Annotated in this window: 12 protein-coding genes; 5 read left to right on the forward strand and 7 right to left on the reverse strand. The window is 56.5% G+C overall.

All coding sequences use genetic code 11. The features are described 5' to 3' along the window. Positions 1-52: 52 nt before the first annotated feature. Positions 53-1,801: a gamma-glutamyltransferase gene (ggt, locus tag ACN0XZ_RS11585; RefSeq protein ID WP_417457923.1), complete on the reverse strand. Its 1,749-nt coding sequence runs from the start codon at positions 1,799-1,801 to the stop codon at positions 53-55. Positions 1,802-1,895: 94 nt separating this feature from the next. Further along, on the reverse strand, positions 1,896-2,441 hold the full coding sequence (locus ACN0XZ_RS11590) for a PAS domain-containing protein (RefSeq protein WP_417457924.1): 546 nt from the start codon (positions 2,439-2,441) through the stop codon (positions 1,896-1,898). Positions 2,442-2,613: 172 nt separating this feature from the next. On the opposite strand from ACN0XZ_RS11590, the gene ACN0XZ_RS11595 reads away from it, so the two are divergent. The 3 genes from ACN0XZ_RS11595 (at position 2,614) to ACN0XZ_RS11605 (ending at position 6,831) form a co-directional block, all read left to right on the forward strand. Next, a complete protein-coding gene (locus tag ACN0XZ_RS11595) occupies positions 2,614-3,378 on the forward strand; it encodes a potassium channel family protein (RefSeq protein WP_417457925.1) in 765 nt (254 codons plus the stop codon). Positions 3,379-3,387: 9 nt separating this feature from the next. Further along, complete coding sequence (locus ACN0XZ_RS11600; protein WP_417457926.1) at positions 3,388-4,365, forward strand: carbon-nitrogen hydrolase family protein; 978 nt, start codon at positions 3,388-3,390, stop codon at positions 4,363-4,365. 294 nt (positions 4,366-4,659) lie between these two features. Beyond that, complete coding sequence (locus ACN0XZ_RS11605; RefSeq protein ID WP_417457927.1) at positions 4,660-6,831, forward strand: calcium-binding protein; 2,172 nt, start codon at positions 4,660-4,662, stop codon at positions 6,829-6,831. A gap of 51 nt (positions 6,832-6,882) precedes the next feature. Here the strand turns inward: ACN0XZ_RS11605 and ACN0XZ_RS11610 are convergent, their stop codons facing one another. Beyond that, entirely contained in the window at positions 6,883-8,061 is a 1,179-nt protein-coding gene (locus tag ACN0XZ_RS11610; RefSeq protein WP_417457928.1) for a CaiB/BaiF CoA transferase family protein, read from the reverse strand. Between the two features lie 14 nt (positions 8,062-8,075). Next, entirely contained in the window at positions 8,076-9,251 is a 1,176-nt protein-coding gene (locus ACN0XZ_RS11615; protein ID WP_417457929.1) for an acyl-CoA dehydrogenase, read from the reverse strand. A 130-nt stretch (positions 9,252-9,381) separates the two neighbouring features. Between ACN0XZ_RS11615 and ACN0XZ_RS11620 the strand changes: the two genes are divergently transcribed. Both ACN0XZ_RS11620 and ACN0XZ_RS11625 read left to right on the forward strand, forming a co-directional pair. Then, positions 9,382-10,248 (forward strand): LysR substrate-binding domain-containing protein, encoded by an 867-nt coding sequence (locus tag ACN0XZ_RS11620; protein ID WP_417457930.1) that lies wholly within the window; start codon positions 9,382-9,384, stop codon positions 10,246-10,248. 180 nt (positions 10,249-10,428) lie between these two features. Further along, the gene (locus ACN0XZ_RS11625) at positions 10,429-11,253 is read left to right on the forward strand and encodes a substrate-binding periplasmic protein (RefSeq protein ID WP_417457931.1); all 825 of its coding nucleotides are present in this window, start codon (positions 10,429-10,431) and stop codon (positions 11,251-11,253) included. Here ACN0XZ_RS11625 and ACN0XZ_RS11630 read toward each other — a convergent pair. The 3 genes from ACN0XZ_RS11630 to ACN0XZ_RS11640 all read right to left on the reverse strand — a co-directional run bounded on the left by ACN0XZ_RS11630 (position 11,240) and on the right by ACN0XZ_RS11640 (position 14,918). Continuing rightward, on the reverse strand, positions 11,240-11,707 hold the full coding sequence (locus tag ACN0XZ_RS11630) for a tetratricopeptide repeat protein (protein ID WP_417457932.1): 468 nt from the start codon (positions 11,705-11,707) through the stop codon (positions 11,240-11,242). The two genes, ACN0XZ_RS11625 and ACN0XZ_RS11630, sit on opposite strands and share 14 nt — an antisense overlap. A gap of 70 nt (positions 11,708-11,777) precedes the next feature. Continuing rightward, positions 11,778-12,752: an MBL fold metallo-hydrolase gene (locus tag ACN0XZ_RS11635; RefSeq protein ID WP_417457933.1), complete on the reverse strand. Its 975-nt coding sequence runs from the start codon at positions 12,750-12,752 to the stop codon at positions 11,778-11,780. A gap of 63 nt (positions 12,753-12,815) precedes the next feature. Beyond that, positions 12,816-14,918, reverse strand: coding sequence for a M13 family metallopeptidase (locus tag ACN0XZ_RS11640; RefSeq protein ID WP_417457934.1), 2,103 nt, complete (start codon positions 14,916-14,918; stop codon positions 12,816-12,818). Positions 14,919-15,079: the final 161 nt, after the last annotated feature.

Here is a 15,079-nt window from a genome sequence, read left to right on the forward strand (position 1 = left end):
ACCAGCGATGCTGGTGGCCTTTTTCTTTGTCTCGGTGTTAAGCTGGTACGGCTTAGTACCCCGCAGCGGTTGAACCCGGACGCCTTGGGTCCGCGGCCCCCATGATAATACCGTTTGGCGCCAGGATGATCGACTGAGCGGAGCCCAACACGCCATCCCACGCATCGGTTTCACCCATCTTCACCTGATGGCCCATGGCCCCGAGAAGACGACGTGTGTCTACCGAGTGCCCCGGCTCCATAGCCAACCTGTCCGGAAACCACTGGTGGTGGATACGCGGCACAGAGATCGCGGCTTTCACGTTCATGTCAAATTCCATGACATTCAGCACAGACTGCAACACAACGGTGATGATGGTGGAGCCACCGGGGCTACCTGTTGCCATAAAGGGCTGGCCATCCTTGAAGAGAAGCGTTGGCGTCATGGAGCTGAGCGGCCGTTTGCCCGGCTCAATTGCGTTGGCTTCGCCACCCAGAAGGCCAAAGGCGTTTGGCGTGCCAGGCTTGGCAGAAAAATCATCCATCTCGTTATTGAGAAGGAAACCCGCGCCTGTCACAGACTTGCCGTTACCGTAGGTGAAGTTAAGCGTATAAGTGTTAGCCACCATGTTGCCCGCCTTATCAACCACAGAGAAATGCGTGGTATCGTGGCTTTCATCCGGCAGTGAAGGCGCTGGCCCAATCTCGGTTGACGGGGTTGCCTTTTCAAGGTTGATCTTGGCCCGGATGGTATCCGCATACTCTTTGCTGGTCAGGCCCTTCACTGGCACCGGAAAAAAGTCCGGGTCACCCAGATATTTCGAGCGGTCCGCATAGGCGTATTTCATCGTCTCGGTAAGGCGGTGAATATAAGCCGCGCTATTGTGGCCCAGCGACTTCAGGTCCCAGTCTTCAAGCACATTAAGCATCTCAATCACATGCACACCGCCCGAGGATGGTGGCGGCATGGTGGCAACCTTGTAGTTGTCATAGGTGCCGAAGATCGGCTCCCGCTCAACCGCTTTATAGTTCTTGAGATCTTCGTGGGTCATGATGCCGCCGCCAGCCTGCATCGCAGCCACAAGCTTGTCCGCAACCGGCCCTTCATAAAAACCTTTCGCGCCGTTTTCCGCGATCAGACGCAGGGTCGTCGCAAGGTCAGGCTGCTTGAATATCTCTCCCGGTGCATAGCGGCTGCCATCCGCCTTGAAATAATTCTTGCCGCTAACGGGATCAGCCTTCAGGCGTTTCTGGTACCGACCAAGGCTGTCATATAGCCCCCATGTCATCGGGAAACCCTCACCGGCGAGGCGAATGGCAGGTGCCATCACTTGTGCAAGCGGCAGCGTGCCATATTTCTCAAGCGCGGTTGTCAGGCCCATCACGGTGCCGGGTACGCCGCTCGCATGCAGGCTGAAGCGGGCTTTGGCATTATCCACGTCGCCCTTTTCATTGAGGAACATGTCACGGTGCGCGGCAGACGGTGCCATCTCACGGTAATCGATCGCGATCACGCGGTCCTCTTCCCTGATGTAAGCGAGGAAAAACCCACCGCCACCAAGGTTACCGGCTTGCGGGTGCGTCACCGCCAGCGCAAACCCCGTTGCAACGGCGGCGTCAATGGCGTTACCGCCCGCACGCAAAATCTCAAGCCCCGCCTGGCTCGCATAATATTCCTGCGAAACCACCATGCCGTTCCGGGCATATTCCGGATGGAACTGGGTATCGTAAATAATGATCGGGTCGGCATCGTTCGCGAAAGATGCGCCCGATACAGCCCAAAGCGCCGCCAGTACCAGGGCGACAGAACGCAGCACATACATGCGTGGCTCCCTTGTCTAAATGTCCAAGTCTATCTGATAGACGAATGGTGTGATCATAGTGGGAGTTTGCGCGAGGTCCAGCCCCCTGCACGCTTTAGTGAACGAGGGATGTAACCCCAAGGTGCTGATAAGCTTCTGGAACCCCGGCCCCGATATCAATGAGGCCAAAGCTCACAAGCTTTCCGAAACGTTTGAACTCAGCGCCAGATACCGCAACAAGGCTCTGGTCAAAGTCAAAAACATTGAAAAATTCGCCCGCATGGCTGGCTTTGTGCCGGATAGGAAGCTGGAGGAAATGCGCGATATAGGTGCCCTTATTGGTGATCACCTCACGGTTGCCCCACATGCCCATGGGCTGGTCGAGCATGGCATTAAAAAGCGCAAGGCGAACCGCGCGCTCTTCAGGCCCATCAAGAAGGGAAAGGAAATCTTCGCCTGTGTGGTCATGCCCCAGGCGCTCAACCACTTCCGTGCCCACGAGGCGCACCTGAAAGTGAGAGGTGCTGAGCCGCTCCACAATAACAATTCGGCCCATGAAGTCCTTCACCTGAATGGGGTGAAAATCTTCACGGCACGGCAGCATCTCCACTCCCCGCAAGGTTTGCCAATAGGCGAGGAAGGGCTCAAAACTCTCAAGCATCAGGACCATCCAATCGTTATGGTCAGTATGCCCGGCCTCCGGTTAACGCTTTCCTAATATAATGGAAGTGATTACCGCACCCCCTACCCTGCTCCCCCACACTGGCGCTTGATGTCTTGGGGGCAATTTGGCAGGGTGGGCTCTCAAAACTGGCAGTGCGGGGGATGCGCGGGTGAAAGAAAAAATCAGATCGCTCTATTTTGGCCATGACAAAAACGCCCATCGCTTTCGTCTGGCGCTTCTGGCGTTCGATCTTGTTACCATCGGGTTTTTCATCGTCTCTTCCATGATGGAAGCTGGCCTTTTTGTTCGCATTCTCGACTTCGCCATTGCTTTTCTGCTGGTGCTTGAGTTTGCGGCAAGGCTTGCCATCACCAAAGGGAAAGGACGCTTCCTCCTCAAGTTTGATACGCTGGCCGATGTGGTGGTTATTTTCTCGCTCGTCGCGCCGGTATTTTTCGACAATCTCGGCTTCCTGCGTATTGTGCGCATGCTCAGGCTCATGCGCTCCTACCATATGTTGCGCGCGCTCAGGCAGGAGTTCAGCTGGTTTCGCGACCATGAGCAGATCATCCAGTCGAGCGTGAACCTCGCCATCTTTATCTTTGTGATCACGGCGGTTGTGTATGTGCTTGAGGCAGGCCGCAACCCCGCCATCACCAACTATCTGGATGCGCTTTATTTCACGGTCGCCACGCTCACCACCACTGGTTTTGGCGACATTACGATGGACGACACGCTCGGCCGCATGGTGGCTGTTATCATCATGGTGTTTGGCGTCGCCCTCTTCCTGCGGCTTGTGCAGACCATCTTCAAGCCCCCCAAGGTAAAACATTCGTGCGAAAGCTGCGGCCTGAGCCGCCATGACCCGGACGCTGTGCACTGCAAACATTGCGGTGTTGTTCTCAACATCCCTACTGAGGGTGAATGGACCTAAGAGACATCTATGAGCACCAACCCAACCCTCGCGATTGTACAAGAACCACCGGTTTTCCTGAACCTCAAGGCCAGCGTGGATGCTGCGGAAACCCATATCCGTAAAGCCGCAGATGGCGGCGCCAACATCATCGCTTTTGCCGAATGCTGGTTGCCGGGCTACCCCATATGGCTTGACTTTGCACCTGACGCGGCCCTTTGGGATGATGACGGCGCAAAAGCGCTATACCGCATTCTGGCTGAAAATTCAGTGGTGCAAGGGGACGAACACCTCAAACGCCTTCAGGCGCTTGCTGACGACACCGGCACTTATATTGTGATGGGCAGTCATGAACGCGCGGGCAACACACTCTATAACACCACCTTCACCTTCAGCCCCGGAGCGGATGCACCAGCGCCGCACCGCAAACTCATACCAACCTATACGGAGCGGTTGGTGTGGGGCATGGGGGACGGTTCGACCCTCGCAGCGGTTGAAACACCCTTTGGCACCCTTGGCAGCCTGATTTGTTGGGAACACTGGATGCCGCTTGCACGCGCAGCCATGCATGCGCGCGGTGAGGCTATCCATATCGCCCAGTGGCCTATCGTCAAGGACATGCATCAGGTTGCCAGCCGGCACTATGCTTTTGAGGGGCGGTGCGCCGTCGCCGCAGCGGGCTCCGTTATGACCAAAGCTGATATCCTGAGTGGTTTCCGCTCACTTGGTGTGGATGCCCCAAAAGCCGAAGCCATGCTCAAGTCGATGCCCGGTGACGAAAACACCCTTATCCATGACGGCGGCAGCGCCATTATCGCTGCTGACGGCAGCTATATTACAGACCCGCTTTATGGCGAAGCAGGTATCCTTTACGGCACGGTTGATATGACGCGCCAGCGCGAAGCCTGCCTAACGCTCGACACCGACGGGCATTATAGCCGCCCCGATGTTTTTGAGTTGCGTGTGAATACCAAAGCCCAAACCGGTGTTCGTTTCACAGACGACTGACCGCTTGCGTGTAAACCTACCCGCCTCATAAGTGCATGTGCTGCTTTTATAAAGAAACCATAAAAATATAGCCTGCCGGGGAGCAGTAAAAAACCCGCCATGCGCCATTGAGGCACCCCCGCCCCCATACCGCCACACGAGCGCCATTCTTTCCTGAGGATGGGCTTATAAGAGCGCGCCCAAAGCAAACTGAATATTCATGCGTTTTTCCTTAAGCCTCTCCCAAACGAGGCCACGCCTACAACAAACAGGAAGTTCATCCTGAGTTTCATCCTCACGTTAAGGGAGAGTAAGATGAGTACTATTAAAGGAACATTTTTTGGCGAGGTGCTTAGCGGCACGGCGCTTGACGACCATATTTCCGCATCTGCCGGCGCAGACCAAGTGACTGCTTTGGAAGGTGACGATACCGTATACGGTGGTAGTGGCGACGACACGCTGGATGGTGGTGCTGGCGCTGATATCATCGCGGGCGGTCTTGGCAATGATATCATGACCGGCGGTGCCGACGCAGATGTGTTTGTAACCTCTGAAGGCAGCCACGACGTCATCACAGACTTTAGCGCTGAAGCGGGCGACACGATCGACCTTTCAGCGTTTTCTGATTTTGCGACCGTTGAGGCCGTGATGGAAGCTTCCACGGAAGTTGATGGCAATCTTGAAATCGCGTTGCCTGACGGTGGCTCCCTGACAATTGAAGGGGCCACATGGGCTGATGTTGAAAACAGCATCGTCTTTGCGACGGATGACGATGATGATGATAACGACGACGACGACGATGACGATGACGATGACGATGACGATGATAATGATAATGATGACGACAACATCGGCAATGAGATCATCGGCACCGATGACGACGACGACCTAACTGGTGGTTCCGACAATGACAGCATCTACGGCGAAGCTGGCGATGATGTCTTGGAGGGCAACCAGGGCCTTGATGAACTGTTTGGTGGCGACGGGGATGACGTCATCGAAGGTGGTTCAGGCGCCGACCTTCTTGCCGGAGGTGAAGGTAATGATGAGCTGATCGGCGATCAGGGTCACGATGAGCTGCAAGGTGAAAACGGCGACGATATGCTTGAGGGTGGCAACGGCGTTGATAACCTGAACGGCGGCGACGGTAACGATGACCTCTCCGGCGGCAACGGCAAAGACTTGCTGAACGGCGGCGCAGGTGATGATGTGATTGACGGCGACAATAGCGCCGACGTCCTTATCGGCGCAGAAGGTAACGACATGCTTGATGGCGGTCGCGGCCGTGACGAACTGTCAGGTGGTGAAGGCGATGATACGCTGATGGGCGGTCAGGGCAAAGACACCTTTGTGATTGACGGTACCTCATCAGACGTGATCGTGGACTTCAAAGCAAAGGGTAACGAAGTTATCCAGTTCGAGAGCACCAGCAGCATCACTTCCTTTGAGGCGGCTATGGACGCCGCAACCCAGGACGGTGCAGACGTTGTTATCGATCTTGGTGGCGAGCAAACCCTGACAATTGAAGACACCAAATTGTCTGACCTCACCGAAGATAACTTTGAATTCCTGAACGAAGGCGAAGATCCTGATCCTGAGGAAGACCCGCGTCTGATTATTCGTGGTGGCCCAGACGATGATGAACTCATCGGTGGTGACGGTGGTGACTTTATCACCGGCGGCATGGGCGCCGACACCGTTGACGGTAGCGCAGGAAACGACCTGATCTTCGCAGGCCACGCCGATGAGGACGCTGATGTCTTCGCAGGCGGCAGCGGTGATGACCTCGTTGGTGCCGGTGCAGGCAATGACATCATCATTGGTGACAGCATGGGCGCGGAAGAAGCTGGCAATATCGGTAGCGACTTCCTCTTCGGCGGTGAAGGCGATGACATGCTGGTCACTGGTGGCTGGAGCGACGTAAACGCTGACGGCATCGTTGATGAAGACGAAGTGCAAGCCGAAGGTGATGCTTCGAACTCAGCCTGGGCTGGTAGCGGTGACGATACCGTATACGGCTCTGCTGGTGTTGACGCGATTGGCGGCGGCACGGGTGCCGACCTCATCAAAGGTGGCGCCGGTGACGATGCCCTCTATGGCGGCCGAGGCGACGGTGACGATACCGTCTTTGGTGAAGCCGGCGCAGATATCATCTTCGGTGGTGACGGCGATGATGAACTGAACGGTGGTGACGGCGATGATAACCTCTATGGTGGTGCAGAAGACGATGTACTCACCGGTGGTGAAGGTGCGGACGCCTTCCACTTTGACACCAATGATGGTGCAGATGTCGTGACCGACTTTAGCGTGGACGAGGATACTCTCTACATAACCGGTTTCGATACAAGCGCCGATGTGCTGGCCGGCAGCACTGAAACGACCGTGGACGGCACAGCCGGTGTAATGATCGACACAGGCGATGGCAACAGCATCTTCCTCGCAGGTCTTGACCTCACAGCGATGGAATCTGCCACGATTGAAGTATAATCCTGATCTGGATAGAAATAGAAAAGGGCCCTACGGGGCCCTTTTTGCTGCCTAGCTTTTTATGCCTAAAACATCATGCAACACGGCGGCGGTGTCCTGCCCAAGTTTGGGCGGGGCTTTTTTATAGTCGATTTTGGTTTTGCTGTAGCGGATGGGGCTAGCAACCGACGGCAGAACGGCGCCATCTTCACCCTCAAGCTCAAGCGCAAGGCCGCGCGCCTTCACCTGCGCATCCTCAAACACCCGGTCAATGGTATTGATCGGCCCGCCGGGCACATTGGCAGCCTCAAGAATGCTCACCCACTCATCTGTCGTTTTGCCTTCGATGATGCCAGCCACAATAGGCACCAGCGCCTCACGATGTGCCACCCGAGACGGGTTTGTCTTAAACCGCTCATCATTTGCCAGCGCGGGCATACCCGCCGCCGCGCAAAACCGTGCGAACTGGCCGTCATTCCCCACCGCGAGGATCATATAGCCGTCTTTGGTTTTGAAGCTCTGGTACGGCACGATGGTGGGGTGCGAATTGCCCTGCCGCGTCGGCGCCTTGCCTGACACCAGATAGTTGGAGCCCTGGTTCGCCAGCACCGCCACCTGCGTATCAAGGAGCGACATATCGATATGCTGCCCCTCGCCGGTTTTTTCCCGGTGATGCAAGGCACCGAGGATCGCGACGGTGCTATAAAGCCCGGTGAACAGGTCCGTGACCGCGACGCCCGCGCGTTGCGGCCCGCCTCCGGGCACGCCGTCTGCTTCACCCGTAATGCTCATCAATCCACCCAGCGCCTGGATCAGGAGGTCATAGCCGGGGCGGTTGGCATAAGGCCCCGTTTGGCCAAAACCGGTGATGGAACAATAGATGAGGCCAGCGTTCACTGCGCTCAGGCCCTCATAATCAAGGCCATATTTCCTGAGGCCACCAACCTTGAAGTTTTCGATCACGATATCGCTTTTGGCGGCCAGTTCTTTCACAATCGCCTGGCCTTCAGGCGTGGTGATATCAATGGTAACCGAGCGCTTGCCCCGGTTCGCACACATATAATAGGCGGAAAGCTTGGTCTCACCTTCCTCAAAAAAAGGCGGGCCCCATGTGCGGGTATCGTCACCGCCATTTGGATTTTCAACCTTGATGACATCAGCACCCAGGTCGGCCAGGCATTGCCCGGCCCAGGGGCCAGCCAATATCCGGCTGAGGTCAAGAACACGAATGCCGCTTAAAGGGCCTGCCATAAATCACCCAAGCCTTACATGAAGGCCTGAAGGCCGGTTTGCGCACGGCCAAGGATCAGCGTATGGATGTCATAGGTGCCTTCATAGGTGTTCACCGTCTCAAGGTTCACCATATGGCGGATAACGTGGAACTCATCCGCGATGCCGTTACCGCCGTGCATGTCACGCGCCATACGCGCGATATCAAGCGCCTTGCCACAGCTGTTGCGTTTGATAAGCGAGATATTCTCAGGCGCCGAGCGGCCTTCATCCAGCAAACGCCCCACCCGCAGGCACGCCTGCAAACCGAGGGTGATTTCCGTCAGCATATCCGCAAGTTTCTTTTGCACGAGCTGGGTCTGCGCGAGCGGACGGCCAAACTGTTTGCGGTCCATCGTATATTGCCGCGCGGCGTGCCAGCAGAACTCAGCCGCCCCAAGCGCACCCCATGCAATGCCAAAGCGTGCTTTATTGAGGCAACCAAACGGCCCACCAAGGCCGGACGCATTGGGGAGCAGGTTCTCTTCCGGCACCACGGCACCATCAAGCACGATCTCGCCGGTGATGGATGCCCGCAGGCTCATTTTGCCTTCGATCTTGGGGGTCGAGAAACCTTCAGTGCCACGCTCAACAATAAAACCGCGGATCTTGCCGTCCAGCTTGGCCCATACCACCGCCACATCAGCGATCGGGCTGTTGGTGATCCACATCTTGTTGCCGGTCAGCTTATAGCCGCCATCCACTTTTTCTGCGCGGGTGCGCATGCCGCCGGGGTCGGAACCAAAGTCAGGCTCCGTCAGGCCAAAACAGCCCACCATCTCGCCCGACGCAAGCTTCGGCAGATATTTTTTGCGCTGCTCATCCGTGCCGTAAGCATAGATGGGGTACATCACCAGGGATGACTGCACAGACATGGCAGAGCGGTAACCGCTGTCCACCCGTTCAACCTCGCGGGCAATCAGGCCGTAAGCCACGTGGCTCACGTTTGCGCCGCCAAATTCTTCCGGCAGGGTAGCGCCCAGAAGGCCCATTTCGCCCAGCTCCGTCATGATCTCACGGTCGAAGTTTTCATGGCGGTTGGCTTCCAGAATGCGCGGCATCAGCTTGGCCTGACAATAATCACGCGCGCTGTCGCGCACCATGCGTTCTTCTTCTGTCAGCTGATCATCGAGGAACAGCGGGTCTTCCCAGTTGAATTGCGGCTTGCTCATGAAACTTCCCTTTGGTTCAGCAGTGTATGGGCGACATGTGTATGATTTTGAGTAATGTATATAGCAATATCTGCGCATATAAAGTAACATTTCGGTCTGATTTCATTACAAAATAGAATGAATAAACCTTATGAAGCGCAAATTACCGAGCCTTATCGCGCTGGAATGTTTTGAGCAGGTCATGAAAGAGGGCCATGTCACCCGTGCGGCCGAAGCGCTGAACCTCACGCAAAGTGCGGTCAGCAGGCAGATCGGCAATCTGGAAGCTTTTGTGCGCCAGCCCCTGTTCAGACGCGAGCGCAAACGCCTGATCGCAACAGACGCAGGCAAACAATATGCCGCCGCCATTGGCCCCCTTCTGGCTCAGCTTGAAAATGAAACCTTGAAGATGATGACATGGGGCGCGGATGACCGTGTGCTCACGCTTGGGCTTTTGCCCACCTTTGGCTCACGCTGGCTCATCCCCAAACTTGGCGGTTTCACGCAAGACCATCAGGATGTGCAGCTCAATATCGTCACCGGCCTGACCCCGGAGGATTTCCGCACGGCCCGCACGGATGTTGCCGTGCAATATGGTGACGGCGACTGGCCGGATACTGTCGCCCACAAACTGGTGGACGAGGAGATCATCGCCGTTGTCTCTCCTGCCCTTCTCAAAGGCAAAACCGAGCTGGACATTACGGCGTTCGACCGCCTGCAAATGACCACCCGCCCCTCTGCCTGGGCGGAATGGATGGGCCACACACCGCCCACACGCCCCGGCAACACCCAGTTTGAGAATTTCACCATGATGATTGAAGCCGTGCGCTCGGGCCTTGGCGTGGCGGTGCTGCCGCTCATGTATGTGGCGAATGACCTGGCATCCGGCCAACTGATCGCGCCTTTTGGTGGCCCCGTGAAAAGCCGAAACGCCTATTATCTGGTGTATGGGCAAGACCGCGCAGCGATGAAAAAGGTGCAGGTTTTCCGTGACTGGCTTTTAAGCGCAAAAGACTAATTGCTTATAAACAGTGTAGAATTACCCTTCCCGTCCGCACTACCCCTATGATATATTGCAACAATTATATGGTGTTAGCCGTGCGCCGGTGGCCCTATAAGGGAAGAGGGCAAGTAAGGCGTCAGGCTCGCAACCGAAAGATGGGGAAGGCTTATTTCAAGCTTGATACGATACTGCTGCATGCTTGCGGCGCTGCTATTTGGCGCTTTGTCGGCAAGCGCTGATACGGCCACTGACACGCCTGCCGATACAGAGCCAACCACACAAAGCGAAGAAAACCAGCCCTATAAGGTTTTCCAGCCTGACAACCCCCCATGGGGAGACGAGGAAACCGACAGCGGTTTTATCGTCGAGATTGTCCATACCGCATTTAACCGCGCCGGTATCCCGCATGAATTTGTCTATGCACCCTGGAAGCGCGAACAGGCGGCCGTACAACAAAACGGTCGCGCCTTCATGGCCCCCCTGACCCGGCTTGAGGCGCGGGAGCCGCTCTATCGCTGGGTGGCCCCGGTGAATATATCCTTCCTGCAGCTCGTCACACGGGACAGGTCGCTTGTCTCCCTGCCCCTTGATGCGCTCACCAAACTGCCGATTGCCGCGCGCATGGAATCGCCCGCACAGTTTTCGGCACAATCCTTAGGTTTTAGCGATATCACGCTGGTGGAAGACGAGATGGTCGGCGCCCGACTGATGATGGCGAACCGGGTTACCCTGTGGATGCAGCGCGGGCTGCCCGGCGTGTGGGCGTATGAGCAATCTGGCGGCAATGCGGACGAGCTTATCGTGCTCAAATCATGGCCTACACCACAGCAATATCTCGTGGCCTCGCTTGATGTCCCGCTTGCGGTGACGGAAAAACTGGCGGCTATCCTCACCGAGATGCGCCTGTCGGGTGAGATTGACCAGATCAAACAGTCATACTTCAAGGCGCCGCTGCGGTGCGACCTGTTGTTTACTTGTACGAAACCTGTGGTTCAGCCCGAAAAACCTATTCAGCCCTAGCCAACTCCAACTTGGCGGCGCTATGGCCCTGCTCTGCGGCGAGCTTGAAATACTTCCGTGCCTTCTTGGTGTTTTGCGGTACGCCCTGCCCTTTTTGGTAGAGAAGCCCCAAGCGGTATTGCGCCTCGGGCAAGCCGTCATGCCGCCCACCACCGTCAACCGGCGTGGTAAAGCCCGGCACATCACCCGCAGGCGGCACATACACATAGTTGCGCCCGCTTGATGGGGTGGAGGCAATTTCAAGATACTTCGCGGCTTCCGCATAGTCGCCATTGCCTTCAAACCACAAGCCAAGCTGCAGGGATGCGAGCCTGTTGCCCTCACAGCTGTCACGCATCATGGCGGCCACGCGCGGGTCCGGGTGCTCGCTATCACAGAAGGCACCACCAAGGCCCGTGCAGCCGTTCAAAACACTTGCACCAAGGATAAGAGCAGGCAGGGAATATCTGAGCATAAAGCACCTCCAAATCGCCGGGTCAACGCTATCAGAGGTGCCCGTCATGCGGTAGTGAATTCATCGCCCGTTAGTTGCGCGGCGTAAATTCCCGCTCGATCGTACGCTGGATAAATCGCCGGAAGGAGTTTTCCGGGATTGCCCTGCCGCCTTCTTCCTGCTGGAAACGCGCGATGATCGCCTGCAACGCCGCGTCATCTGCCATCTGGTCTTCGCTCTGGCCTGCTTCCACCAGTTGCTGCATACGGTCAAGCCAATCGGTAAACGCAGCGCGATATTGCTTTAAGCCGGCAACACCGGTGGCGGGGCCATGCCCCGGCACGATCATGGTTGCCTCATCCGAAAGGCTCAGCACCAGATCAATGGTCTCGAGCTGCCCTTCTCGGCCACCGCCATAAAAGGTGGGGTGCCAGTTGGTGGCATAAGTGTCGCCCATAAAAATCACATTCTTTTCAGGCAGGTGAAAAATGGCATCATTCATGGTGTGTGAAACCACCGTGTAGATATCAACACGTGTGCCCGCCATCTGGTCAGACAGCGTGCCGGAGAAACGTGTCTCGCGCGGCAGGCCAAGGTCTGGCGATGCCTTGTGATACACCAACGTGGCCCCACCTTCCGAGAAGCGTGTATTGCCAGCGTTGTGGTCCATATGCTCATGGGTGTTGAGCACATAACGCACCGATTTATCCGTGATTGCGGCAAGGGCTGCGTCGAATGCCTCATTGCCGCGCTCCATCATCGTGTCCACCAGCAGCACACCGTCTGGCCCTACCTGCACCCCCACATTGGCGCCAAGGCCGTTGCTGATGAGGATGTAAAAATCCTCGGTCACCTCAATGGTTTCAATTGGTGTGGCGGAAGCGGGTGCTACCGCCATAAGAAGCCCAGCGCCAAAGAGCGCAGCGCGCGTGATATGTTTCATGAAATTCCCCATCTGTTTCGCCGCCATCTTCACGGCAAACGGCCCATGGTGCCAGTCTTGCGCGATGAGTGGTGTATAGCCTTCGTTTAGCTGAGGGTGCAGGCAACTGCTGGCCTGGCGCATGGGACCGCATCACAAAAAAAGGCCGGAGAAGCCCCGGCCCTTTCAATTTGGTTATATCGCCACTTACCAGATTTTCACCCGGTCATCGGGGGCGATATAAAGCTCGTCACCCTCTTTCACGCCAAAGGCGTCATACCAGGCGTCAACATTGCGCACGATGCCGTTCACCCGGTATTTGGCAGGTGAGTGCGGGTCTGACTTCAACCGTTCAAGCGTTGCTTCATCCCGCACCTTTGTGCGCCATGACTGCGCATAAGCGAGGAAGAAACGCTGGTCACCCGTCAGGCCATCAATCACCGGGGCTTCCTCACCGTTCAGCGAAAGTTTGTACGCAAGGTACGCCACCTCAAGGCCGCCAAGGTCACCAATGTTTTCACCCATGGTGAAGTTGCCGTCCACAAAGGCACCCGGCACCGCTTCATAGCTTGAGAACTGGTCACCCAGCACTTTGGTGCGGCTTTCAAACGCTTCACGGTCCGCATCTGTCCACCAGTTACGCTTGATGCCCTGTGCGTCAGACTTGGAGCCCTGATCGTCAAAACCATGGCCCATTTCGTGCCCGATGATGGCACCAATGGCACCGTAGTTCACCGCCGGGTCTGCGTTCGGGTCAAAGAAAGGCGGCTCAAGGATAGCAGCCGGGAACACAATCTCATTGAAGTTGGAGAGATAATAGGCGTTCACGGTTTGCGGCATCATGAACCATTCTTCCTTGTCGGTTGGGCGCTTGAGGCGCGCAACGTCAAAGTCTTCAAAGAATTTGGTGATGCGGCGGGCATTGCCAAACAGGTCAGCCCGGTCGATCTCGATACCACCCAGATCCATCCAGTTATCCGGATAGCCGATCTTGGCGCGGAAGGCCGCAAGCTTGGCGCGGGCTTCCACCTTGGTGTCATCGCCCATCCATGGCAGGGTATCGATACGTTCGCCATAAGCCTTGCGCAGGTTTTCAACCAGCGTTTCCATCTTGGCTTTTGAGCTTTCTGGGAAATGCCGCTTCACGTAAATCTGGCCAAGTGCTTCACCGAGGCCGGTTTTAGCACCCACGCGGGAAACACCACGCTTCCAGCGGTCAAGCTGTTGTTCCTGCCCGCGCATCACACCGCCCCAGAAACGGAAGTTGGCGGCGTCGATCTCCTCCGACAGCAGGCTCGCGTTGTTGGAGATCAGGTGATAGCTCAGGTACGCCTTCCATGTATCCAGGTCTTCGCTTGAGAGAAGCGCAATCAGCGGGTTGATGGTATCCGGGTGGCTGACGTTGATTTCCTCAAGCCCTTCGATACCGCCTGAGGCGAGGTAGAGGTCCCAGTCAAAACCGGGGTAATCTTCGCTCAGCTTCGCGACCGTGGTGGGGTTGAAGGTTTTATCGCGGTCACGCCGGTCAGCCCTGATCCATTGCAGCTCGGCAACCTTGGTTTCAAGCGCCATGATGGCATCTGCTTTTGCGGCAGCGTCCTCGATGCCCGCAAGCGTCAGCATCTCCGCGATATGGTCTTTATAGGCCGCGCGGATGGTGTTGAAACGCTCGTTATCTTCCAGATAATAATCCCGGTCTGGCAGGCCCATGCCGCCAAGGCCGATGTTCATATTATATTTGTTCGGGTCGCGCGGGTCGATACCAAGGCCCGCCGTGATCACGCGGTTGCCGCCCACATAGTTGGCGCGGCCAAATTCTTCCGTCAGGCCGGTGAGGTCTGATATCCCGGCAATGCGATCAAGGTCTGCCTTAAGGGGCGCTGCGCCCAGCTCATTCAGGGTGGCTGTGTCCATCCAGCTGGCGTAATAGTCGCCCACCTTCTGCTCTGGCGTGCCTTTTTCGCCGCCTTTGGCGCCCAGCTCTTCAATGATGGCCTTCACCCGCTCCTGCGCACGCTCATGCACAATAAGCCCCACGCCGTAGCTGCTGCGGTCTGCCGGTATGTCATGCTCTGCCATCCAGGTGCCGTTGGCATAATTGAAGAAATCATTGCCCGGTGTGACAGCTTCATCCCGCGCGGTGAGGTCAACGCCCCAATCGCCAATAGCTGGCGATGTGTTGGCCGATGCCTGCATCTCAGCGACGGCTTTGCCAGCAGCGTCATTTGACGCGTTATCGTTTGAATTCCCGCACGCAGCCAGCAGAAGTGCCGTCGCTGCAACGGATGATTTGAGAACTGATCTGATCATATCCCCCTCCAGGTTTATTCTATTTTTTGTGCCGGTGGCCCTATTGCCCAAAAGCCACCTGAGGAAGGTATAAGACAGGGCCAAAGGGCCTTGGTCAACAGCCAATAGTGGGGAAGGCCGAAAAAGAAACGGGAGCCAATGGCCCCCGTTTTTGGTCTGTT

This window comes from Kordiimonas sp. (assembly GCF_048264555.1).
In the GTDB taxonomy this organism is placed as follows: Bacteria; Pseudomonadota; Alphaproteobacteria; order Sphingomonadales; family Kordiimonadaceae; genus Kordiimonas.